Annotated in this window: 18 protein-coding genes and 1 pseudogene; 13 read left to right on the forward strand and 6 right to left on the reverse strand. The window is 38.3% G+C overall.

Annotation, left to right across the window (positions count from 1 at the left end):
- Window positions 1-191 precede the first annotated feature (191 nt).
- From ASU00_RS07405 to ASU00_RS07415, 3 genes are all read left to right on the forward strand, one after another.
- A complete protein-coding gene (locus ASU00_RS07405) occupies window positions 192-713 on the forward strand; it encodes an NfeD family protein (RefSeq protein WP_057913000.1) in 522 nt (173 codons plus the stop codon).
- 17 nt (window positions 714-730) lie between these two features.
- The coding region (locus ASU00_RS07410; protein ID WP_057912818.1) for a flotillin family protein at window positions 731-2244 on the forward strand (1514 nt) is incomplete at its 3' end.
- 96 nt (window positions 2245-2340) lie between these two features.
- On the forward strand, window positions 2341-2817 hold the full coding sequence (locus ASU00_RS07415) for a LysE family translocator (protein WP_057913001.1): 477 nt from the start codon (window positions 2341-2343) through the stop codon (window positions 2815-2817).
- 180 nt (window positions 2818-2997) lie between these two features.
- Here the strand turns inward: ASU00_RS07415 and ASU00_RS07420 are convergent, their stop codons facing one another.
- The gene (locus ASU00_RS07420) at window positions 2998-4086 is read right to left on the reverse strand and encodes a GntR family transcriptional regulator (protein ID WP_057912819.1); all 1089 of its coding nucleotides are present in this window, start codon (window positions 4084-4086) and stop codon (window positions 2998-3000) included.
- Window positions 4087-4423: 337 nt separating this feature from the next.
- Here ASU00_RS07420 and ASU00_RS07425 point away from each other — a divergent pair, with 337 nt between their 5' ends.
- The 4 genes from ASU00_RS07425 to ASU00_RS07440 all read left to right on the forward strand — a co-directional run bounded on the left by ASU00_RS07425 (window position 4424) and on the right by ASU00_RS07440 (window position 9932).
- Window positions 4424-6034 (forward strand): xylulokinase, encoded by a 1611-nt coding sequence (locus tag ASU00_RS07425; RefSeq protein ID WP_057912820.1) that lies wholly within the window; start codon window positions 4424-4426, stop codon window positions 6032-6034.
- Window positions 6035-6056: 22 nt separating this feature from the next.
- Complete coding sequence (locus ASU00_RS07430; RefSeq protein ID WP_057912821.1) at window positions 6057-6752, forward strand: L-ribulose-5-phosphate 4-epimerase; 696 nt, start codon at window positions 6057-6059, stop codon at window positions 6750-6752.
- Between the two features lie 52 nt (window positions 6753-6804).
- Window positions 6805-8229: an L-arabinose isomerase gene (araA, locus tag ASU00_RS07435; protein ID WP_057912822.1), complete on the forward strand. Its 1425-nt coding sequence runs from the start codon at window positions 6805-6807 to the stop codon at window positions 8227-8229.
- Between the two features lie 308 nt (window positions 8230-8537).
- Window positions 8538-9932 (forward strand): sugar porter family MFS transporter, encoded by a 1395-nt coding sequence (locus ASU00_RS07440; protein ID WP_057912823.1) that lies wholly within the window; start codon window positions 8538-8540, stop codon window positions 9930-9932.
- Window positions 9933-9997: 65 nt separating this feature from the next.
- On the opposite strand, the gene ASU00_RS26065 is transcribed toward ASU00_RS07440, so the two are convergent.
- From ASU00_RS26065 to ASU00_RS07455, 3 genes are all read right to left on the reverse strand, one after another.
- The coding region (locus ASU00_RS26065) for a hypothetical protein (RefSeq protein ID WP_236712633.1) at window positions 9998-10216 on the reverse strand (219 nt) is incomplete at its 5' end.
- A gap of 313 nt (window positions 10217-10529) precedes the next feature.
- A complete protein-coding gene (locus ASU00_RS07450; protein WP_057912825.1) occupies window positions 10530-11204 on the reverse strand; it encodes an HAD family hydrolase in 675 nt (224 codons plus the stop codon).
- 18 nt (window positions 11205-11222) lie between these two features.
- Window positions 11223-11990, reverse strand: a complete 768-nt coding sequence (locus tag ASU00_RS07455) for a DeoR/GlpR family DNA-binding transcription regulator (RefSeq protein ID WP_057912826.1) — start codon at window positions 11988-11990, stop codon at window positions 11223-11225.
- 265 nt (window positions 11991-12255) lie between these two features.
- Between ASU00_RS07455 and lacG the strand changes: the two genes are divergently transcribed.
- The 5 genes and pseudogenes from lacG to ASU00_RS07480 form a co-directional block, all read left to right on the forward strand.
- Window positions 12256-13656, forward strand: coding sequence for a 6-phospho-beta-galactosidase (lacG, locus tag ASU00_RS07460; RefSeq protein WP_057912827.1), 1401 nt, complete (start codon window positions 12256-12258; stop codon window positions 13654-13656).
- Between the two features lie 53 nt (window positions 13657-13709).
- Window positions 13710-14024, forward strand: coding sequence for a PTS lactose/cellobiose transporter subunit IIA (locus ASU00_RS07465; protein ID WP_057912828.1), 315 nt, complete (start codon window positions 13710-13712; stop codon window positions 14022-14024).
- Between the two features lie 15 nt (window positions 14025-14039).
- Window positions 14040-15752 (forward strand): PTS lactose transporter subunit IIBC, encoded by a 1713-nt coding sequence (locus tag ASU00_RS07470; RefSeq protein ID WP_057912829.1) that lies wholly within the window; start codon window positions 14040-14042, stop codon window positions 15750-15752.
- A 205-nt stretch (window positions 15753-15957) separates the two neighbouring features.
- A complete protein-coding gene (locus ASU00_RS07475) occupies window positions 15958-17127 on the forward strand; it encodes a galactokinase (RefSeq protein ID WP_057913002.1) in 1170 nt (389 codons plus the stop codon).
- Between the two features lie 265 nt (window positions 17128-17392).
- Window positions 17393-18493: pseudogene (locus tag ASU00_RS07480) on the forward strand (glycoside hydrolase family 53 protein); the annotation flags it as partial.
- Between the two features lie 670 nt (window positions 18494-19163).
- Here the strand turns inward: ASU00_RS07480 and ASU00_RS07485 are convergent.
- A complete protein-coding gene (locus tag ASU00_RS07485; RefSeq protein ID WP_057913003.1) occupies window positions 19164-19877 on the reverse strand; it encodes a GntR family transcriptional regulator in 714 nt (237 codons plus the stop codon).
- Window positions 19878-20004: 127 nt separating this feature from the next.
- The gene (locus ASU00_RS07490) at window positions 20005-21204 is read right to left on the reverse strand and encodes an enolase C-terminal domain-like protein (protein WP_057912830.1); all 1200 of its coding nucleotides are present in this window, start codon (window positions 21202-21204) and stop codon (window positions 20005-20007) included.
- 311 nt (window positions 21205-21515) lie between these two features.
- Here ASU00_RS07490 and ASU00_RS07495 point away from each other — a divergent pair, with 311 nt between their 5' ends.
- The gene (locus tag ASU00_RS07495) at window positions 21516-22868 is read left to right on the forward strand and encodes a PTS transporter subunit EIIC (RefSeq protein ID WP_057912831.1); all 1353 of its coding nucleotides are present in this window, start codon (window positions 21516-21518) and stop codon (window positions 22866-22868) included.
- Window positions 22869-22879: the final 11 nt, after the last annotated feature.

A 22879-nucleotide genomic window follows, 5' to 3' on the forward strand; every position in this document is an offset into this window, starting at 1 on the left:
GCCAAAAATGGATGATAGATTGTAAAAGTGGGAAAAAATGAAACTTTCTAATCTGTTGTTCGTATAATAGGTATGCTAAGTGAATGGGGGAGATCATAAAGTACAGACTTTTCAATTAGGTAGCAAACTGTTACCCTTGGGCGTAAAAGAGAGAAGTGGCCTGGGAAAATCAAATTAAAAGGATGAAAGAGATGGAGTTATTTGGCGTTCCATTACAAACGATTTACTTATATGGATTAATTATTTTCGGGGGGCTAACTTTTTTATTTATACTGTTTAATGATATATTCTCAGGTCTCGAATTGCCGGATCTATTAAATCCAACGCTCATTTTAAGTTTTTTAACGGTCTTTTTTGCAAGTGGTTTTTTGCTTGAATCGCTTACAGAACTCAATAGTGTGATGAGTGCCGCAATTTCCCTGCTTATTTCATTTTCAATCGTCACCTTATTGAACGTATTTGTGTTAATTCCCATTTCATCTGCGGAGGAAAGCTTAACCTTTCATGACAATGACCTGAGAGGCAGGGTCGGCAGGGTCCTCACTTCAGTCCCGGTTGATGGATTTGGGGAGGTTCTGATCGAAAGCATCAGTGGAAGCATTGCGAAGACTGCGGCCAGTTATCAGAATGAAGAAATTGTTTCGGATACAAAAGTCTTGATCATCGAAGTGAAAAACGGGGTAATCTATGTCATGCCCCACGAGAATGAATAACGGGTAGGAGGTCTATTATGTTTAATTTAATTTGGATTGTTGTCGCCATTGTGGCATTTTTGTTGATCGCACTTATTGCTGTTTTTGTAACTAAATATCGTACTGCTGGTCCTGATGAGGCATTGATTGTAACCGGTAGCTACTTGGGCACCAAAAATGTTCACGTCGACGAATCAGGAAATAAAATAAAGATTGTTCGCGGCGGGGGAGCTTTCGTCCTGCCTGTGTTCCAGCAAGCGGAACCATTAAGCTTGCTGTCTAGCAAACTTGAGGTCTCGACCCCGGAAGTATATACGGAACAGGGTGTTCCCGTCATGGCCGATGGTGTCTCGATCATCAAGATTGGCGGTTCGATCACCGACATTGCCACAGCGGCTGAACAGTTTCTCGGTAAATCGAAAGATGACCGTGAACAGGAAGCACGGGAGGTGTTGGAAGGTCATCTTCGTTCCATTCTTGGTTCGATGACAGTCGAGGAAATTTATAAAAACCGTGAAAAGTTTTCCCAGGAAGTGCAGAGGGTTGCCTCGCAGGATTTAGCTAAAATGGGACTCATTATCGTTTCGTTTACGATTAAAGATGTTCGCGATAAAAACGGATATCTTGAATCCCTTGGTAAGCCAAGAATCGCCCAAGTGAAGCGGGATGCCGATATCGCTACTGCTGAAGCAGAGAAGGAAACGCGAATCAAGCGGGCCGAGGCATCGAAGGAAGCACAGCGCGCCGAGCTTGAAAGGGCGACTGAAATAGCTGAAGCCGAGAAAATTAACAAATTAAAGGTAGCGGAGTTCCGGCGTGAACAAGATATCGCCAAAGCCCGTGCTGACCAAGCGTACGATCTGGAAACCGCCCGCTCCAAACAGGATGTAACCGAGCAGGAAATGCAAATCAGGATCATCGAACGGCAAAAACAAATCGAGCTGGAGGAAAAAGAAATCCTTCGCCGTGAAAAGCAATACGATTCCGAAGTGAAGAAAAAGGCGGATGCCGACCGTTATGCTGTAGAGCAGGCTGCTTCCGCAAATAAAATGAAACAGATTACCGAAGCGGATGCCGATAAGTATAAAATCGAAGCCATGGCACAAGCGGAAGCTGAGCGCGTTCGGATGGACGGTCTTGCAAAAGCGGACGCACAAAGGGCACAGGGTACGTCTGAAGCCGAAATCATCCGCTTAAAAGGGGTGGCAGAGGCGGAGGCGAAGCAGAAGATTGCCGAAGCATTTGAACAGTTCGGTCAAGCAGCCGTCATGGATATGATCTTGAAAATGCTTCCGGAATATGCCAAACAAGTGGCAAGCCCGCTTAGCAATATCGACAAAATTACTGTAGTCGATACAGGTGGAAGCGGAGCAAGCGGCGGGGCCAATAAAGTGACTGGCTATGCAACGAACTTAATGGCCACGTTGCAGGAGTCACTAAAGGCTTCTTCAGGCATTGATGTCAAAGACTTGCTTGAGAATTTCTCGGGGAAGCGAAATATCCCATTAGCCGCCATCAAACAAGAGAATGCTGAAGTGAACATGAATATGGCNTAATGAGGAATAAAAGGGAGAATTAAAGCATTGTAAGCGTGTTAAAAAGTATCGGCATGGGTCTCCCATTCCGATACTTTTTTGGATTTTATTGGATTCGAAGCGGTTATAGGGCGATCTTGGTATTATGGTTAATAATACCTGGACCGGCTGTGATTTATATTATGGCAAAAAGTGTTGATCAAGGGAAGAAAGCGGGCATAGTATCCGTTTTTGGTGTATCTCTTGGTGGTTCTGTTCACGTTTTAGCTGGAGCGATTGGAGTTTCAGCGATCCTTATGACATCAGCGTCAGTCTTTAATATCGCTATCTATCTGGGGTATAGGACTTTATTTTCTACATCTGATCGAACGACTTCAGAAATTCCAAAATCCATACAATTTTTACTACTAGGAATTATGTTAAAAATCCTAGCTTTTATTAGTGATGGTCTGTATGCAGTACTTGCAGCAAGTATTACAAAGCGGATTCTGGATAGTGAAGTGAATACTAGGTTGCAGAATTGGATAACTGGATATTTATATATTGTTCTAGAGGTATTCTCCGCCTTTGCGAGCCCCTCCAAAACATAAGAGTATTTGATAAATACCGATTCTATTAAGATAATAAGTAAAGTGAAATGGTAAGGTATTTTATGCCTGGATTTATCATTGAATATAATTTTTGGTCGTTATTCCCTCAAGCCTTCAAAGACTAAATAAACTGGAGGCAGCCATTGTGGGAATGGAGCCTACAGGCATCACACACTAATATTATTGTATGTCTAACTCTTTGACGGTTTCGCCTTCGATTAACACTGGTTGATAATAGGTTTCGTTTGGTAAACCCTTCTTTCCTTGTAATTTCTTAATGATCCAATCAGCTGCATCATGTCCCATTTGTTCTTGTGGGTGTGTCAATGTCGTTAGTTTGATATTAGCATTTTTCGCAATATAAGAATTGTCCTGGCCAATAATTGATAATTGTTCGGGAATAGAAATATCAAGTTGTCTGCATACATTTGCTACTTCCAACCCTACTTCGTCGTTATAGCAAACAATGGCAGTCAATACGTCTCTATTTACATTTAGGAACTCTTTCAAGTTTGTGTATAGATCTAGCTTCGTTTCTGTAGTATACGAAAGCAATTGTTCTGGTTGAAAGCGGAATTTGGCTTCTCCAAGTGCTTTTATATATCCTTTCATTCGATACTTTCCTTGTAAATCATCCATTTTCGAAATGAGTCCAATTTGGGTATGGCCTTTCGAAATCAATTCTTTTGTTGCGAGGTAGCTTGACTGCACATCATCAAGGCAAAAGAATGGAACCTCTAATTCTTCATAATAAGCGTTGATCATGATGAAGGGAACCTCTTGTTCCTTAAATGATAGGTAGTAAGCGATGTTGGGATTGTATAGATTGCTTTTTGTAGGTTCAATAATCAAACCATCCACTCCAAATGACAACATCATTTCCAAGGCTTTTTTTTCTTGTTGGACATCATTATTTGTACTGGCTAATAGTAACGAATAATTATCTTCATTCAATCTTCTTTCAATTCCGCGGATAATAGAAGGGAAAATGTAATCAGAAATGTAGGTCGTGATTACACCGATCGTTTTATTTTTGGAATTGCCACCAGATGATTGATATTGGTTACTAACATATGTGCCAGATCCTTTTTCACTTCTCAAAAATCCCTCGTTTGATAATTCTAAAATGGACTTTCTTACAGTCTGTCGGCTAACGTTGTACATTTCTTGCATGACGGATTCAGTAGGAACTTGTTCCCCTATTCTATATTCACCTGTAAGGATTTTATTTTTTAAATCATCAATGATTACCTGATACTTTGGTTTCATTAAACCTCACTTCTTCCATAATTGTTTGCATTCTAATTTATGCGCTTAAAATATTTGTACGGACATATTTTAACATGATTTTTGAGTGAATTAAAACAAATCATCTTATTTTTTGTATAAAGTTATAATTCCCCCTATTTACCTTTAAGTTTCATGTCGTTTAACTAAATTTAATACCAATTAATTACTTCAAGGTGAGGGCGGAGTATTTTGTTTGAAAGTTGTAAGTATAAATAATATAAACAATTGACAAATGTACGTACAAAAAATATAATATGATTGTTAATAAATTCAAGCGACTACTTTTATTGAAAGCGCTGACAAAAGAGGGATTAACGTGCAAACGAATATAATAAAAATTAAACAAGCGATTACCGTGGGGGAAACATCACTTGGAATCGAATTTGGATCCACTCGTATTAAAGCGGTGTTGATTGATAATCATCAAGAAACGATCGCATCTGGAAGTTATGAGTGGGAAAACCTCTTGGAAGACGGAATTTGGACGTACAACTTAGTGGATATTATCACTGGACTGCAAACAGCTTATAGCGAAATGAAGCAAGAAGTTGAACGGAATTACGGAATTACCATTCGGAATATAGGTTCTATTGGATTTTCTGCAATGATGCATGGGTATATGGCTTTTGACAGTACAGGGGAGCTGCTTGTTCCGTTTCGAACATGGCGTAACTCAACAACTGGTGTTGCAGCAAAAGAATTAACTAATCAATTTCAATTTAATATCCCCGAACGGTGGAGTATTGCTCATCTTTATCAAGCAATATTAAATGAAGAGAAACATTTGCCTCGCATTGATTGTATTACGACTTTAGCTGGATACATTCACTGGTTATTGACTGGTAATAAAGCAATTGGCATTGGAGATGCTTCAGGCATGTTCCCTATTGATGAATCAACGCAAGACTACAATGAATCAATGGTTAAGAAGTTTGACGATTTAATTGCGACGAAAGATTATCCATGGAAGCTAAAAGAGATTCTTCCCAAAGTTTACATTTCAGGCGAGCAAGCGGGTGAATTAACCGAAATTGGAGCGAAAATCCTAGATAGATCAAGAAATTTACAACCAGGCACTCCAATTTGCCCACCAGAAGGCGATGCTGGAACTGGAATGGTTGCTACGAATAGTTTGAGGAAACGTACCGGAAACGTCTCAGTAGGAACTTCCGTTTTTGCCATGATTGTTCTAGAGAAAGAACTTTCAAAAGTATATCCAGAAATTGATTTGGTAACTACACCAAACGGAAGTCCAGTTGGAATGGTTCACGCGAATAACTGTTCAAGTGACCTCAATGCTTGGCTGGAGTTGTTCCGTGAATTTTCTGAGGCAATGGGACAAAAAATTGATTCAAATAGATTATTTGAAGTTATGTTGAATAAGGCTTTGGAAGCGGACCCAGATGGTGGCGGTTTGCTTAGCTACGGTTATTTCTCAGGTGAAAATATCACAGGATTAGAAAAAGGGCGACCATTATTTGTACGCTCGCCTGAGAGTCATTTCAATTTAGCAAACTTCATGCGGACTCACCTTTTTACAGCTTTCGGTGCTTTGAAAATCGGAATGGGTATTTTGACAAAGGAAGAAAATGTTGAAATTGATCGTATTTTGGCTCACGGTGGTTTATTTAAAACCCCTCTTGTTGGACAAAAAATTGTTGCCGCTGCAATGAATACTCCAGTATCAGTTATGTCAACAGCAGGAGAAGGAGGCCCGTGGGGAATGGCGGTTCTTGCATCTTACATGAGGAATAAAGATCAAAAAGAAAGTTTAGAAGACTTCCTCGATAAAAAAGTATTCGAAGAGGTTGATGGGCAAGAAATTTATCCTGATCAAGTAGATGTTAAGGGATTTGAAGCATTTATTGAAAGGTACAGGAAGGGTTTAGTGATTGAGCAGGCCGCCGTAGACAATTTGATGTTATGAGTGGAAAACTGGAGGGATTGACGTGTTAGAACAACTGAAAGAAGAGGTATTTAAAGCAAATATGGACTTGCCTAAATATGGACTCGTGAAATATACATGGGGAAATGCAAGTGGCATTGATCGTGAAAGTGGTTTATTTGTAATTAAACCTAGTGGTGTTGATTACGAAACGATGAAAGCCAGTGATTTGGTTGTTGTTGATTTGGATGGCAATGTTGTTGAAGGAGAGTTGAGACCTTCATCAGATACAGCGACTCACGCATTACTGTATAAGTATTATCAAGAAATCGGCGGCATTGTGCATACTCATTCAACTTGGGCGACAATATGGGCTCAAGCAGGGCTTGATGTTCCAGCGATGGGGACCACTCATGCAGACACATTTTACGGATCCGTCCCATGTGCCCGCTACCTAACACAAGAGGAGATTGATCGTGGGTACGAGGTGGAGACTGGGAAGTTAATCATCGAAACATTTGAAGAGCGTGGGTTAGACATTTTAGCCGTTCCTGGTGTCTTACTTCATGGTCATGGTCCGTTTACTTGGGGCAAAGATGCAAACTCCGCCGTAATGAATAGTGTGGTATTGGATGAAGTTTCGAAAATGAATTTATTTACACGGGAATTAAATCATTTTGCAAAAGAATTACCACAAAATATTTTGGATAAACACTATTTACGAAAACATGGAAAATTTGCTTATTACGGTCAAAAGTAAGGTTAACTTTATCAAATTATAAAACTATTAGAATTAAGAAAAGAGGATTATTATGTTAACAACAGAAAAAAAGGAATTTTGGTTTGTCGTAGGATCACAACATCTATATGGGGAAGAAGCGTTAGCAGAGGTCAAAGTGCATGCACAAAAGATAACCGATGCATTAAATGAAAGCGGTTTTTTACCATATCCACTTGTATTGCAAAATTTAGCTGTTAGTGCGGATAAAATCACAAGCATCATGAAAGAAGTCAACTATCGTGACGAAGTTGCCGGTGTCATCACTTGGATGCATACTTTCTCACCTGCAAAAATGTGGATTCGTGGAACAAAATTATTACAAAAACCATTGCTTCATTTAGCTACACAGTTCAATGAAAGTATTCCTTGGGCAACGATTGATATGGACTTTATGAACCTAAACCAATCTGCGCATGGTGACCGCGAATATGGTTTTATCAATGCCCGTTTGAAAAAACAAAATAAAGTTGTTGTAGGTTATTGGGAGCGCCATGAAGTGCGACAGCAAATTGCACAATGGATGGACGTAGCGGTTGCTTATAACGAAAGCTTCAACATTAAGGTCGCTCGCTTTGGAGACAACATGCGTAACGTTGGAGTAACCGAAGGGGATAAGGTTGAAGCTCAAATCCAATTTGGGTGGACAGTTGACTATTTTGGAATCGGAGACCTTGTTCAATATGTAAATGCGGTTAATGATGAAGAAATTGATGCTTTATTTGCAGAATATGAAGGCCTTTATGAATTTGATTATGGAACCAACAGTAGGGAGGATTGGGAGAAAAGCGTAAAGGTACAGGTAAGCTATGAAATTGCGATTAAACGAATCCTTGATGATGGTGGTTACACGGCCTTCACAACGAACTTCGAAGATTTATATGGGATGAAACAACTTCCTGGTCTTGCCGTCCAACGTTTGATGGCACAAGGATATGGCTTTGCGGGTGAAGGAGATTGGAAGACGGCAGCACTTGATCGCTTACTGAAAGTGATGAGCCATAACCAATCAACTGGCTTTATGGAAGATTACACATATGAATTAGCTGCTGGACAGGAATCAATCCTTCAATCACATATGCTTGAAGTCGACCCATCTTTAGCAAGTAACAAACCAAAAATTGTCGTATCTCCATTAGGTATAGGTAATCGTGAAGATCCAGCACGTTTGGTATTCGACGGCAAAGCAGGAGACGGTGTCGTTGTTTCAATGGCTGACTTTGGTACAAACTATAAACTTTTGATTAATGAAGTTTCTGCCTTCGAGCCAACAGTTCCATCACCAAACCTGCCAGTGGCACGTGTACTTTGGGAAGTGAAGCCAAACTTCCAAGATGGAGTGAAAGCTTGGCTTGAGAATGGTGGCGGTCACCATACAGTTGTGTCATTGAATTTAACAACAGACCAAATCATAACCTATGCCAAACTTGTTGGCTTGGAATACGTAGTGATTAAGTAATGTCTCTCCGTCCAAGGAGGCTCTGCTTCCTTGGAGGGGAAAAATAGGTAATCCAGAAGTTTAAGAATGGAAATAGTGACCATTAGTATGATCCCTTTATTTTCGTAAGCGTTTTCGTGGTTTTTTAGGAAAAGATGTAAGCGTTTTAATAGACAATCAAGACAAGGAATTCATCCTAATAAATAATTTTCACGATGGAAAGTGGCATGTATGTGTAGTTTGAAAACGCTATTATTATTTCTCAAAAACAAATCAATATTTTAGTAGAGGGATTAAATATAATTTTAAAACCTTTAGGGGGAACTTAAATGGCTAATGAAAAGAAAATCTCAAGTGGATTCATTTATTTTTTTGGGGCTTTTGGAGGCATTCTCTTCGGTTATGATATCGGCGTTATGACGGGTGCTTTGCCTTTTCTGCAACATGATTGGAACCTTCAAAACAACCCAGGTGTTATTGGCTGGATTACCTCTTCGTTGATGTTTGGAGCTATTTTTGGAGGTGCCATGGCAGGACAACTTTCTGATCGTTTAGGACGGCGCAAAATGATTTTAATATCTTCTATCATTTTTGCTGTTGGATCCATTTTGGCAGGAATATCCCCTCATAATGGGATCCTTTTTATGATTGTTGCTCGAATTTTATTAGGGTTGGCTGTTGGAGCTGCTTCTGCGTTGGTCCCAGCCTATATGTCGGAAATGGCACCTGCACGTTTACGTGGACGTCTGTCAGGAATTAATCAAACAATGATTGTCTCTGGACTGTTGCTTTCATACATTGTCGCTTATTTGTTGAAAGACTTACCAGGAACAATGGCATGGCGGTTGATGCTTAGTTTGGCTGCTGTACCTGCTTTAATCTTATTTATTGGAGTGTCCAGGTTACCCGAATCACCACGTTTTTTAATTAAGAACAAAAAAATAGATGAAGCTCGTAGGGTGTTGGGCTATATTCGCTCTAACAAAGAACAAATTGATTCTGAAATAACACAAATACAAGAAACTGTTAAAGAGGAAGCAAAGGTAAATCAAAAAGCATCATGGGGTACCCTTTTAAGTAATAAATACCGTTATTTAGTAATGGCTGGTGTGGGTGTTGCTGCGTTTCAACAGTTCCAGGGAGCAAACGCAATTTTTTATTACATTCCTATGATTGTGGAAAAAGCAACAGGGCATGAAGCCAGCTCAGTATTGTTGTGGCCAATTATTCAAGGGGTTATTCTCGTACTAGGTTCATTAATATTCCTAATGATTGCTGATAAATTTAATCGCCGTACTTTATTAACAATCGGCGGAACTATTATGGGACTTTCCTTTATTTTGCCGGCAATATTGAATTTATTAATTCCTAATGCAAATCCGATGATGATGGTCGTTTTTTTAAGTATCTATGTAGCGCTTTATTCATTCACGTGGGCTCCTTTAACTTGGGTCATAGTTGGAGAAATTTTCCCACTGGTAATTCGGGGGCGGGCGTCAGGAGTGGCTTCATCATTTAACTGGATTGGTTCTTTCTTGGTTGGATTGCTATTTCCAATCATGACCGCTTCAATGTCTCAAGAAGCCGTTTTTGCAATCTTTGGTGCTATTTGTTTACTAGGTGTTTTATTTATCCGGACATGCGTTCCTGAAACTAGAGGTCATACTTTGGAGGAAATTGAAAAAATGGGGGAAAGTAGACAAGCTAAGGGGAAAAGTGCTTAAATTAGACCTATTAAGATTTGGAGCGGAATTAAAAGAAGCCATATGAGAATAGAAGAGATTTTAAATCAGGGAGCATAAGGAAAATACTTCATCAAGACGGCAAAAGCAAATTGAGCTGGAGGAAAAAGAAATCCTTCCCCGTGAAAAGCAATATGATTCCGAAGTGAAGAAAAAGGCGGATGCCGACCGCTATGCAGTAGAGCAGGCCGATTCCGCTCGGGGAAGCGAAATATCCCATTAGCCGCCATCAAACAAGAGAATGCTGAAGTGAACATGAATATGGCNNNNCAAGGAGGAGTAACAGATAGATCTAAAGCAAGGTAGTTTAAAAAGGTTTCGGAATGTTTCATTCCGAAACCTTTTTGAATTGATTTGGATTTCAATCAGTTTAAAGGGGAAGCTATTCTCTATTCTACCAGTCTAAAAAAAACGAAAAACCTCGTTGAAATCCAGCGAGGTTTTTCGTTTTTTTTGATTTGTTTCGCGGAATAATTCATGACAGCTCACTTTAATGTGAGTACCCGAGCATTCAAGAAATCTCCCCAGTTCTCCACATGCTAAAAAGACATTCACTAACGAACAATTTTCTCAAATCGATTAACTTGCAATCACTTCAAAAAAGGTTGTGAAATCAGTAATGATTCCATCGCTTCCTAGTTGTTTTTCTTCGAATAATGAGCGGTTTTTCCCTAATGGATCAATGGCGATAATCTTGCCGATACCTGCTTTTTTCGCAGCTGTAAGTCCCGAAAAGGCATCTTCAATCACTAAGCATTCGTTTGGTATAAGACCTAATTTATTCGCTGCAATAATAAATATATCCGGCTCCGGCTTGCCAGGGAAGCTCCCGTCATCAAAGGTTACTTTGTCAAAATCAAACCACTGTTCTAAATGAAAAATATCAAAGTAAAAATCAACGTTTTCCTTTACTGTAGCGGTCGCAATGGTAATCGGCGTTCCTGTTGCTTTCAGCTGATTTAACATGTCCACAAGTCCGTTAGTCAGCTTTAGTTCATCCTTGTTCTTAAGGCATAATTCTCTGTAATAGGCCTCTTTTTCAAAAGACATCTTTTCGATTTCCTCACCCGTCAACTCTTTTGAGATAAAATGAGTTAGGATTTCCTTGTTCGTTCTTCCGTGAATGTTAATCAAAATATCTTTATCCGATATTGCCTTTGGTGAATATTTCTTTACCATGTAAAACCATGCTTGTTCGTGTAAATGTGAATCTAGAAACATGGTGCCGTTAAAATCAAAAATAATTCCTTTCAATGAACTACTCCACCTTTTTCATTCAATTTTTTTGGCTATTTTGACATCTACATATTGCTCGTAATGCGTTAGAACATCCTTCACAACTTTATCATCTGTAATCAGGTAATCCATATCATGTAGATCATAAAAAACGTAAAAATCTTCTCGATTGAATTTTTTATTGTCTACTAGCAGAAATTTGGTTCGAGAATTATTCAGCGCAATTTGATGGGCTTCTCCTTCTTCAACACTATAAGTAGAGATTTCATCATTGTGAATACCATTTGCACTAATGAATGCCTTCGTGAAATTGAATTTTTGCAAAGTATTATTGGCAATAGGCCCAACGAATGCACCAGTGTTTTTTCTATAGTCGCCGCCAATCAGGATAATATCTGCAGCCTCGCAATGCGTTAAAATATTAAATACAGGATAGTTATTCGTAATAATCCTGATTCGTTTGTTCAAAAGATATTTGGCTAAAAGTTCAATTGTAGTACCTGGTCCAAGAAAAACAGAATCGCCATCTTCTACATACGATGCAGCCAGCTCTGCAATTTTTCCTTTTGCTTCTACTTGAACACCAAGCTTTTCATGATGTGATAATTCTCGATCTATTGAGTGGGAAATACTCTGCGCACCGCCATGAATGCGAACGATTTTTCCGGCTTTGTCAAGTTCCTCTAGATCTCTTCTAACTGTCATATCGGAAACATCCAATTCATCCATAATGTCATTCACCGTAATAATTCCCTTGGAGTTAACGATATCGATGATCTTTAATAACCGCTCTTTCTTTAACACATCTAATCACCTCAACTTTAAACACAATTTATCATAGAAGGGAAACCTAGGTCAACAAAAAAACAAAAACAAACATTTTTTGAGAAAGTGCTTTAGAACAATGTTGTAATAGTATAAAACATGAAGAAATCTAAAAAAATGTCGTTATGATTTTTGGAAAAATCTATTGACAATCATTTTGTATACGCTTACGATAAACAAAAGTTAACAAAAACAAACATTTATTAACTTGATTGTATAAACTTTCTTTAGGAGGATTCGAATAATGCTGAAATTACCAAGTGATTTTATTTTAGGCGGTGCGACAGCCGCGTATCAAGCAGAAGGTGCAACAAAAGAAGGCGGAAAAGGACCTGTTGCTTGGGATGAATTTCTAGAAAAGCAGGGAAGATTCAGTCCTGATCCTGCAAGTGATTTTTATCATCAATATCCGGAAGATATAAAGCTATGTAAAAAATTTGGAATTAGTGCCATTCGCCTTTCCATTGCGTGGACAAGGATTTTTCCAAATGGCTCAGGTGAAGTCAACCAGGAAGGCGTCGATTTCTATCATAATGTTTTTGCAGAATGTCAAAAGCATAACGTCGTTCCTTTTGTTACGCTCCATCATTTCGATACACCAAAAGAATTATTCGATAAAGGTGATTTTTTAAATCGTAAAACACTAGAAGCTTTTGTTGACTATGCAGAGTTTTGTTTTAATGAATTTACCGAAGTTAGAAACTGGAGTACGTTTAATGAAATTTATCCCGTTGCGACAAACCAGTATTTACTCGGTGTTTTTCCTCCATCTATCAAAAGCGACTTCTCGATGATTATTCAATGCTTACATAATATGATGGTGGCGCACGCAATGACGGTTAACTTATTCAAGGAAAATAACTATCCTGGTGAAATTGGAGTCGTACACTCGTTGGAAACAAAATACCCTGCCAGTGACTCGGAAGAAGACCGTCATGCCTGCTTTCTGGATGACGCGTTATCAGTCAGGTTTCTCCTTGATGCGACTTATCTCGGTTATTATTCTGAGGAGACCATGCTTGCACTGGATGAAATCTGTCAGGCAAATGGTGCGAAATACGAGTTTTTAGACAGTGATTTTGAAATCATGAAAAAAGCCTCAACACGAAATGATTATCTCGGAATCAATCATTATCAATGCCATTTCGTTAAAGCATACGACGGAGAAACGATGATTCATCATAATGGAACCGGCGACAAAGGAACCTCGGTTTATAAAGTAAAAGGTATTGGTGAGAGGGTATACAAAGAAGGACTGAAAAGAACGGATTGGGACTGGCTTATCTACCCTGAAGGAATGTATGACATTCTCATGCGTATTAAACAAGATTATCCAGATTATAACAAAATATACATTACTGAAAATGGCATGGGTTATAAAGATGAGTTTGAAGACGGAGTCATTATGGACAAACCAAGAATCGAATATTTAAAAGTTTATTTAGAAGCCATTAGTAAAGCTATCACTGATGGAGTCAATGTAAAAGGGTATTTTTTATGGTCCTTAATGGATTTATTTTCTTGGACAAACGGTTATAACAAACGTTATGGTCTTTTCTACGTCGATTTTGAAACCCAAAAACGATATCCGAAAGAATCCGCCTACTGGTACAAGCTCGTAAGTGAAACGAAAACGATCGTTTAATTATCACGAATGATGAAAAAACAAATGCGAAAGAAATATAGGAGGGGTTTTGAATGAATAAAGAAGAATTACAAATGGTCGGTTTTGAAATTGTGGCTTATGCTGGGGATGCTAGAAGCTCATTATTAAAATTACTAAAAGAAGTGCGTTCCGGAAACTTTGAAAACGTGGAAGAAGGACTAAAAAGTGCCGATGAAAACTTACATCTCGCACACAATGCACAGACGAAGATTTTATCGGAAGAAGCCGCAGGAAAAGATATGGAAATGGGGTTTATTTTTATACACGGGCAAGATCACTTAATGACAACATTGCTTCTTCGGGAACTCATCCAAGATTTCATTGAACTTTATCGTAAAAATGGTTAATTTGGAGGGGAAGTAATGAACGGTATTATTAAGCAGATCGAAAAAGGGAAGCCGTTTTTTGAGAAAATTTCAAGAAACATTTATTTAGGCTCAATTCGCGACGGCTTCTTAGCCGCCATGCCGGTCATTTTGTTTGCAAGTATATTTATTCTAATTGCTGCTGTACCGGAAGTATTCGGCTATAAATTGCCTGAAAATGTATCCACGTGGCTTTGGAAAGTTTATAACTATTCAATGGGAGTCGTTGGTCTGCTTGTTTCTGCAACAACAGCAAGATCTCTGAGTGAATCGGTAAATCGCAGAATGCCAAAAAACAAATATATTAACTCTACTTCCACAATGCTCGCTGCCATCGTTGGTTTTATCGTATTGAGTGTAACGCAAATCGATGGCGGTTTTTCAACAGAATATCTCGGTACAAAAGGTCTATTGGCCGCTTTTGTATCCGCTTTTATTACGGTAAATGTATATAAATTCTGTGTATTAAAAAATATCACGATTAAAATGCCGAAAGAGGTACCAGGAACCATTTCGCAAACGTTTAAAGATGTCTTTCCATTCGCCTTTTCTGTTCTGGCAATGGTTATCATGGATTTAATTGTTAGAAATACACTGGGCGTGCCTTTTGCAGAAGCACTCGCTACGCTACTATCGCCGTTATTCACAGCTGCTGATGGGTATTTAGGAATTTGCATAATCTGGGGAATGATGGCCCTATTCTGGTTTGCCGGCGTACATGGACCTTCTATAGTAGAGCCCGCCATTGCCGCTATTATTTATGCAAATGTGGCCACGAATTTACAGCTTCATGATGCCGGTGAACAAGCATCGAATGTACTTACGGTCGGACTTGGAAACTTTGTCGGTACAATGGGCGGGACAGGTGCAACCCTTGTTGTTCCTTTTATTTTCCTTCTTCTTGCTAGATCCAAACAACTGAAAGCAGTCGGAAAAGCGTCCGTAGTGCCAGTGTGTTTTGCCGTTAATGAACCGCTTCTATTTGCTGCACCGATGATTTTAAATCCTTATTTCTTCATTCCATTTTTAATAACGCCAATGATTAATGTCTGCTTGTTTAAGTTTTTTGTAGACGTTATCGGAATGAACAGCTTTATTTATGTTCTCCCATGGGCAACACCTGCACCAATCGGCTTGATACTTGGTACAGGCATGGGACTTTGGGCTTTGGTTCTTGCAGTCTTATTGATTGTCGTCGATTTCCTTATTTATCTTCCGTTCTGTAAAGCTTATGACAACGAATTAGTGGCAAAAGAAGCAAAAAATGCTGAATTGGAAGCGGCTGTTGGTGTTTCCGAGGCAGCGCAGCCAGCAATGGCCAGTGCAACAGGTACAGATACCTTCGCAATCATGAACAGCAACGCTTCATTGGAAGAATCCGCACCAACACTGGAGAAAAGCATCAACGTCTTAGTACTATGTGCCGGAGCGGGAACAAGTGCCATGTTAGCTAACGCACTAACGGAAGGCGCTAAACAATATAATGTGCCGATCACTGCATCGGCAGGTGCTTACGGTTCTCATTACGAGATGTTGAAAGACTTTGATATGGTGATTTTGGCTCCGCAGGTAGGCTCATATTATGATGACATCAAGGAAGACACAGACCGTTTAAACATTAAACTCGCTGCCACAAAAGGTGCAGAATATATCAATCTTACTAGAAATTCACAAAAAGCAATCGAATATGTGCTCGAACAGGTTAAATAAAAACCTAAGCGATAAGATGGACATCTGAGATTGCACTCTACAAATACAATCAAGGCGGTGCCTGGTTAATCGTAAACTAAACGACTTAAGAATTAAAAATTAATAATCGTAAAAACAGAAGGCACCTTAAATCTTAGACGAAAAATCTGATATTTGGGGTGTGTTTTTAATGAAAACGGCAGGAAATAAAAAAGGTGGAGGAAACATGGATACAACATTATTGAAAACAAAATTCAAAACCGTTTTTAATGGACAGGATGGGGAATTATTTTTTGCACCGGGACGGATTAACCTGATCGGGGAGCATACGGATTATAATGGTGGACATGTTTTTCCATGTGCCATAACAATCGGAACGTATGCAGTAAGTGCAAAAAGAGAGGATAGCCAAATTCGATTCTACTCGGAAAATTTTCCGGAAATCGGCATGGTTTGTTTTGATCTATATGATCTAACTTACAGAAAAGAAGATAGCTGGACCAATTATCCGAAGGGCATGATCCGCTATCTCCAAGAAGCTGGTCATAAAATCGACAGTGGATTGGATATTTTATTTAATGGAAACATTCCGACAGGTGCTGGATTAAGTTCTTCGGCTTCAATTGAAATGCTGACAGGCGTAATTTTACGAGAAATATTCGAATTAGATGTTTCTGATCTTGATTTAGTTTTAACGGGGAAAAAAGTTGAAAACGAATTTATTGGTGTTAATTCAGGCATTATGGATCAGTTTGCCGTGCAAAAAGGAAAAGAAGATATGGCGATTTTATTGGACTGTGAAACGCTTGGGTATGAAATGATTCCAGTTGTTTTAGATGGATACAAAATAGTGATCATGAATACGAACAAGCGTCGGGAGCTTGCTGATTCCAAATATAATGAGCGTCGTTCTGAATGTGAAACGGCCCTTTTGGAACTGCAGCAATACAAAAAAGTGAACTCGCTCGGAGAAATGACATTGAAGGAATTCGAAAAACTGGAAGGACATCTTTCAAGTGAAACGTTACGTAAAAGAGCTCGTCATGGGATCAGTGAAAATGAACGGACAGTTTTAGCGGCAAAAGCATTAAAGGAAAATGATTTGAAAACCTTTGGAGAACTGATGAACGCCTCGCACAGGTCTTTGCGTGAGGATTTTGAAGTAACGGGTGTTGAATTGGATGTGTTATCAGAATCTGCATGGGAAGAAGGAGCCCTTGGTGCAAGGATGACAGGTGCCGGTTTCGGTGGTTGTGCCATAGCGATAGTGGAAAGTGAAAAAACGGACAGCTTCATTCAAGCCGTTTCAACTAGATATCTTGATAAAATAGGATATGAGGCATCATTTTATATCGTAGAAATTAGCGATGGTGCTAAGAAATGGAAGGTTGGATGAGCAGGTTATGCTTGTCTTTCATTCAGTTCATCAATGGCAGTGGTGGACAATATGTAGACAGGACACCGATAAAAAATTCACTTCGTTCTACTAATTGAAAGTTAAGCCGTTTTCAATGCAGCAGCTATATCGCTAGAAAGGCAATTTTAGAAAAAGGTCAACGGCAAAACGAAAGACAAGTAAAATTTGTTCAATCATCATGTGTTTAACGAGCAGTGCAGGGATTACGGGCGAGTCAATAAATTATCATAGGAGGAATATTATTATGTTAAAAAAACAGGTAAAACGTTTTCTGGTAATCGTGATGGGCTTATCTCTAGCATTAACTGGTTTTGCTAGTTTTGATGTTTCTCATAAGGCAGAAGCAGCGACTGCCTTTGCATATGGAGCTGACATTGGCTGGATGAAACAGATGGAAGATGAAGGTGTAAGTTGGGTGGATGACAATGGAAAACCAGAGGATGCTTTACAGATTCTTAAAGATCACGGAATTAATTCTGTGAGGTTAAGAGTTTTTGTTAATCCGCCAAGTGACTATTATTGGTTAAAAGATGGGACAACCTGGACGATGCTAGGATATAGTGACAAAGCAGGCGTGCTTGCTGCAGCAAAAAGAGCAAAAGCTTTAGGAATGAGGATAATGGTTGACTTTCACTATAGTGATGTTTTTGCAGATCCAGGTCATCAAACGAAGCCAAACGCATGGACAAACTACACTAATACCCAGTTACAAACAGCGGTCTATAACCATACGTACGATGTTATGAGTGAACTAAAAAGTAATGGTATCTATCCTGATTGGGTACAAGTTGGGAATGAGATGAACTCAGGGATTATGCTTCCCGATGGTAGTACTGACAACTTCAGTAAATTGACTGCATTTCTTAATAAAGGCTATGACGCAGTTAAGGCTGTAAGCCCAGCATCCAAGGTGGTCAGTCATTTAGCACATGGGACTAACAACAGTCAATTCAAGTGGTGGTTTGATAACTTCTTCAGTAATGGCGGCAAAACGGATGTTATTGGTGTATCATTCTATCCGTATTGGGATGGACAGCCATATTGGGAGATTACCGATGAATTATCTTACAACTTGAACGACATGGCTTCACGTTATAGCAAGGAAGTTATGGTTGTTGAAGTGGGTGGAGACGAAAAAAACCCGAAAGATTCTTATTGGACGATCAACGATACAATCAAGGTGGTGAAAGCGGTTCCTAACGGTAAAGGGATCGGCGTTTTTTATTGGGAACCTCAGGCTCACTCGAGTGTTCTTTCAGATGGTTATTCTTTAGGTGCAACCACCGAGGTATCTACAAATGTCTTAAAATATACAACGGCTATCGATGCCTTCAGTGATGCAGCTAAAAGCTCATCAAGTGGGAATTTTGTAAATAATCCCGGATTTGAAACAGATGCAGCCACACAGAATCCATCAGGTTGGACTACTTGGTCAAATGCTAATGATTCTGCGAATTACACGGAAGCTGGCGGATATACAGGTAGCTACCGATTAACTCATTGGAATAGTGCTGCCTATCAGATTAGTACCCACCAAATAAAAACAGGGCTGACTAATGGAACGTATACAATGAAAGCATGGGTTAAAAGTAGCGGTGGATTTAAAACGAGCCAAATGTTCGTTAAAAACTTTGGAGGCTCAGAAAAAAACGCTCCTATACCAACAACAAATACTTGGACGCAAATGACCATAACAGATATTAATGTTACAAACGGACAAGCTGAATTCGGCTTTTGGACAGATGCAAATGCAAATAAGTGGATTAATGTCGACAATGTAGAGTTTTTTAAAAATTGAGGAAAAAATTTGAAAAACTGCACCACGATAAAGTCTTAAATAACTGAAATTTCGGTCTTTAACTCTAGCTAATATGATATTTATTTCCTGGCGGTGCTCGTTTCCCAAATGGTAGATAATGTTACTAGCTGTATGCCTAATTTTAGCTATCATCTTGGACATGCTATGGCTCATTTCAAAAAAGCCCCCTATTTAGGGGGCTTTAAGATAACGAAATTTAATTTTTTCTGTATTGATGACTATACGAGTTAAAAGGGGTAAAGTAGGAACATGAATAATCCAAATTAATCATTTCACTATATTCAAACACTTTGCCATTTTGAAGAATTCCCCTGTTTATGATCTTCATTGCAGCAACCCCTTTTTTACAATTTAGAAGCTCAGCATCCTCTTTGCTTACATTTATAGCACTGTACGTAGTGATAAAGTGAGAGATTTGATAGCCGCATTGCTGTACATAGTCATGAACTGATTTTTTAACTTCTTCTTTATTTAATTCTGGGAAAAAAGAGCATGGTAATCTTGACGTTTCGATTTGCATTTTTTGATAATCAGCAATTCGGACCCGTTTGTATTCCCATAATTTTGTATGTTCTCCGTTAACATCAAAAATTTTTTCTAATGTATGATCAGGTTTGATTTTTTTAAAATAGATAATATCAGATTGAATATCTTTGAATTTCTTTTCTGTTAATGAATTATAAATTAATGGACTTTTATATTTTGTATCATTGACGAATATTCCTGAACCTTGAATAATTCTGATACAGCCAATATTCAAAAGCTTTTTTAATGCCTCTCGAATGGTGTATCGGGATACATCATATTGATTTGCCAGGTCCCTTTCCGTAGGTATTTTTTGTCCAGCTCTGTATTTATTTTGATATATTTTACTCAAAATATCGTCTGCAATAAAATCACGTTTTTTCATCATTGATTACCTCAAGAAAGATTGTTTTTTCTTACTACATATAATTTTAACATAAAAGGATTTGTTTATTTGTAACGAAATACCCTTGAAGCATAATGCTTCAAGGGTATTTCGGCAGCTTAATACTTTATGGGGTGTGAATCGTACCATTGGGAATACGCGCTTGAGTCCATTCGTGTTTTCGATAAATGACTGGATACTCTTTGGCCATGTCTTCATTAAAATCAACACCGATGCCAATACTTTCAATAGGATAAATATATCCATCCACAACTTCTACTGAGTTAGGGAACATTTTTTTCGTAGTTTCATCAGGTTCTTGAATTTCTTGTATGGCTGCATTATGAAGATGTATATTCAAATGGGTATTCACGGCAACTCCAATAGGAGTCATATCCGATGGTCCATGCCAAGCGATTTGAACACCAAAATTTTCACATAGTGCAGCTAGTTTAAGGGCGGGCGTAATTCCTCCGATTTGTGAAACATGACAGCGAATATAATCAATTTGACGATTCACAATGAGATTTCTCCACTCAGTTGGATTATTGAATAACTCTCCTGATGCTATAGGTGTAGTACATTGTGATCTCAATTGAAGTAGCCATTCATTTTGATCAGGAGGTAAAATATCCTCTAAAAAGAAAAGCTTATAAGGCTCAAGGTCCTTTGCCAATTGGAGGGCTTGGTTAGGAAATAGTCTTTCATGAACATCATGAAGCAAATGAATAGAATATCCATATTTTTCACGTAAGGCCTTGAACATGGTCACGACATCTTTCATATAGGTGTCCGGATCATAATATTCTCCCTCACGTAAATCTTTTGTTGCGTGCATATGATGATTTTTGCCTCCATACAGCCCTAATTGACAGCGAATATGGCGATATCCTCTTTTGATTAAAGAATCAACATTGTTAAAAAGCTCTTCTAATGTTAATCCATCCGCATGTGTATACGCAGCAATTGCGTTTTTTGACTTTCCTCCGAATAGTTGATAAAGAGGCATTTGAGCTAATTTAGCTTTAATATCCCATAAAGCCATGTCAATCCCTGCGACTGCATTATTAATAACAGGACCATTTCTCCAATAAGAATTGACCATCATTAAGTGCCATAGATCTTCAATATCATTCGCATCACGATTTATTAGAATCGGTCTTAAATATTCATCAATCATAGTTTGAACCGCTAAAGGCCGTTGCTGAAAAGTTGCACAGCCATATCCAATAATATCTTTGTTTGTTTCTATTTTGACCACAATAAGATTATGTCTATTCGGGTTAATCACAAATGATTTTATGTCTGTTATAAGTGTGGGTTCCAACGTTAAATCTCCTTTTTCTTTTATTTCAATGATTCGTCAAATCTCAGTGAAATGATTAACTAGATTAAAACATAGTGAAAAGCCAGCGTCAATTTGGTAAAGGAAGAAGGTTCAATAAGGTAATTTACCATACCAATTTTCAAAAATCTTAAGTGAGAAACGTTGATAAAATAAGATTCTTACCTATTTTTTGATTTATTTAAGCGTTTTCATTAATTTTTTTTATATGCTATCATTAGCCTGTCAAATCGAAGTGAAAGATAGAAAGCAATAGATTAAGATATAATTTCTAGTAAGGGAATGATACGAATATGAAAGATAAAGAAATTGTAAAGAAAATCATAGAATATGTTGGTGGTAAAGAGAATATAAAGAAGGCTTGGCATTGCATGACAAGGCTGCGCTTTGATTTATATGATAATTCCTTAATTCTACAAGAAAAAGTTAAACAATTGAATGGTGTTATCGGAGAACAATTACAAAGCGATCAATATCAAATAATTGTTGGGACAAATGTTCAACAATATCATGCAGCGTTAATAGAAGAGCTTGGGATTGATGGAGAGCAAGAAGATGAGAGAGAAAGTAGTAAGAAAAAAGGCCTCTTTGCACGATTATTGGATGTAGTATCAGGTGTATTCGGTCCAATTGTTCCCGCAATTGCTGGTGCAGGTATGCTTAAAGGGCTTTTAGCAGGTCTAATTGCTTTAAATATCTTATCGAAGGAAAATGAAACAATTGTAATTCTAGACTTGATTTCCAGTGGAGTCTTTTATTTCTTACCATTCTTTTTAGCTGCTTCAGCTGCGAAAATATTTAAAACAAATCAATATCTTGCCCTTGCCATTGCTGCTGGATTTATGTATCCATCCTTAATAGACGCTGCTAAACTAGGCGAGGTAAGTCAATTTCATTTTATAGGTTTACCAATACCGGTTATTAATTACTCTGGTGCTGTCATTCCAGTCATTTTATCGGTGTGGGCATTAAGTTATATTCACAGATGGATTGATAAGTATATGCCTAACATTTTAAGAACTGTATTTACCCCTACATTGACTTTATTTATTGCTATACCTTTTGCGCTAATCGTATCCGGACCATTAGGCAGCTACGTGGGTAAGGGATTAGCTTATATTATAGAAACATTATTTGATATATCTCCTGTCTTAGCAGGAGTTGTAATGGGTGGAGCGAGACCAATAGAAGTTGTATTTGGTATGCATCATGCTCTTACACCGATTGTGCTTCAAAACTTCGCGGATAAAGGATACGATATGCTAATGCCGATGATGTTTATGACAAACATGGCTATTGCAGGTGCAACGTTTGCGATGTTTTTTAAAGCCACTAGCAAAACAGAAAAGTCTATTATTCTTTCAGCGACTATTTCTGCTCTTCTAGGCATTACAGAACCTGCTATATTTGGAGTGCTTATTAAAAATCGAAAAGCCTTTATAGCCTGTTCCATTGGAAGTGCAGTAGCCTCGACCTTTTTTGCTGCCATGGGTGTTAAAATCTATGGTTATATCCTTTCAAGTATTGTAAGTTTAGTCGCATATGTAGGACCTTATTTTCCGTATGCGTTAATGGGAATCGCAATTGCAATAGGTACATCATTTGGAATTTCTTTCATTACTGTTAAAAAGACTCAATCTTTATAAAATACAGAAAA

Origin of the sequence: Peribacillus muralis (genome assembly GCF_001439925.1) — a bacterium.
Taxonomy (GTDB): domain Bacteria; phylum Bacillota; class Bacilli; order Bacillales; family DSM-1321; genus Peribacillus; species Peribacillus muralis.

Bases quoted from the DNA above. Each gene is read 5' to 3' on its own strand.
- ASU00_RS07405 (WP_057913000.1), top strand. From the start codon at position 192: ATGGAGTTATTTGGCGTTCCATTACAAACGATTTACTTATATGGATTA.
- ASU00_RS07420 (WP_057912819.1), bottom strand. From the start codon at position 4,086: ATGAAACCAAAGTATCAGGTAATCATTGATGATTTAAAAAATAAAATC.
- araA (WP_057912822.1), top strand. From the start codon at position 6,805: ATGTTAACAACAGAAAAAAAGGAATTTTGGTTTGTCGTAGGATCACAA.
- ASU00_RS07440 (WP_057912823.1), top strand. From the start codon at position 8,538: ATGGCTAATGAAAAGAAAATCTCAAGTGGATTCATTTATTTTTTTGGG.
- lacG (WP_057912827.1), top strand. From the start codon at position 12,256: ATGCTGAAATTACCAAGTGATTTTATTTTAGGCGGTGCGACAGCCGCG.
- ASU00_RS07465 (WP_057912828.1), top strand. From the start codon at position 13,710: ATGAATAAAGAAGAATTACAAATGGTCGGTTTTGAAATTGTGGCTTAT.
- ASU00_RS07470 (WP_057912829.1), top strand. From the start codon at position 14,040: ATGAACGGTATTATTAAGCAGATCGAAAAAGGGAAGCCGTTTTTTGAG.
- ASU00_RS07475 (WP_057913002.1), top strand. From the start codon at position 15,958: ATGGATACAACATTATTGAAAACAAAATTCAAAACCGTTTTTAATGGA.
- ASU00_RS07485 (WP_057913003.1), bottom strand. From the start codon at position 19,877: ATGAAAAAACGTGATTTTATTGCAGACGATATTTTGAGTAAAATATAT.
- ASU00_RS07495 (WP_057912831.1), top strand. From the start codon at position 21,516: ATGAAAGATAAAGAAATTGTAAAGAAAATCATAGAATATGTTGGTGGT.